At 63.2% G+C, this 875-nt stretch carries 1 protein-coding gene and 1 pseudogene; both read right to left on the bottom strand.

All coding sequences use genetic code 11. The features are described 5' to 3' along the window. Positions 1-328 (bottom strand): annotated as a pseudogene (locus tag EN750_RS36685) (MBL fold metallo-hydrolase); the annotation flags it as partial. A gap of 34 nt (positions 329-362) precedes the next feature. Next, on the bottom strand, positions 363-875 hold a 513-nt coding region (locus EN750_RS36680; RefSeq protein WP_127399439.1), incomplete at its 5' end, for an ATP-binding cassette domain-containing protein.

Genomic DNA, 875 nt, shown 5'->3' with positions numbered 1-875 from the left:
GGAAGCGAACCGGCTTTGCTGTCAGCTTTCCGATCGCGGCGAGAAAGGCGTGCGCCTCGATCAGGCTGCCACCGCTGTCGATGACGGCAACCGCATCGGTGCCGATGACGGCGCCCAGATTGCAGATCGCACCGTTGTTGGCGGCGGTCATCAATTCATCCGCGCCCTGGAAGGCGAAGACGCCGTCGGCGATTTGCCTGGTCGAGAACCGCAAGCTGCCGCCTGCGGCCAGAACGGCTCGTCCGAGGCAGCATGGCAGCAAGGCGGCGCTGGCAGCGGTGCAGGTGAAGCCACTCACAAGCCTGCGTCTTAGCCGATCGATCGACATGAAGGTCTCCGATATGCATCTCGCCTGCAGGCGATCAGGTGACGTCCGGAAATCTATGATGGAACGACCGCAGGAGGTCGCTCATCACCTGCGAATTGCGATGTTGCCGTGGCAGCCGTACGTCGAACACGCCGAGCACATGGGTTGGCCGTGGCGCGAGCACGATGATGCGGTCCGACAGCATCAGTGCCTCGCGTAGATTGTGCGTCACCATCAAGGCGGTCGTTGGCCGTGCCGACCACACGGTCAAAAGCAGATGCCGAAGCCGCTCGGCGGTCTGTTCGTCGAGCGAGACAAAAGGTTCGTCCAGGAAAAGCACCGCCGGCTCGGTGGCGAAAGCCCTGGCAAGTGCTGCCCTGCGCGCAAGGCCGAGCGACAGTTCGGCAGGATAGAGCGAGCGCATGCCGGCGAGGCCGAGCGTGTCGAACAGCCCGTCCAGACTTTTCGCTCTCAAGCTTTTCGGCAACGCCAGCCTGACATTCTGTTCCACCGTTCGCCACGGCAGCAGGGTCGGTTCCTGGAATACGGCGGCGATGCGGTTCGAACC

This window comes from Mesorhizobium sp. M7A.F.Ca.ET.027.03.2.1 (genome assembly GCF_003999175.1).
In the GTDB taxonomy this organism is placed as follows: Bacteria; Pseudomonadota; Alphaproteobacteria; order Rhizobiales; family Rhizobiaceae; genus Mesorhizobium.
The sequence above is the reverse complement of the archived record's forward strand: the minus strand, read 5'-3'. Positions and strand labels throughout refer to the sequence as shown.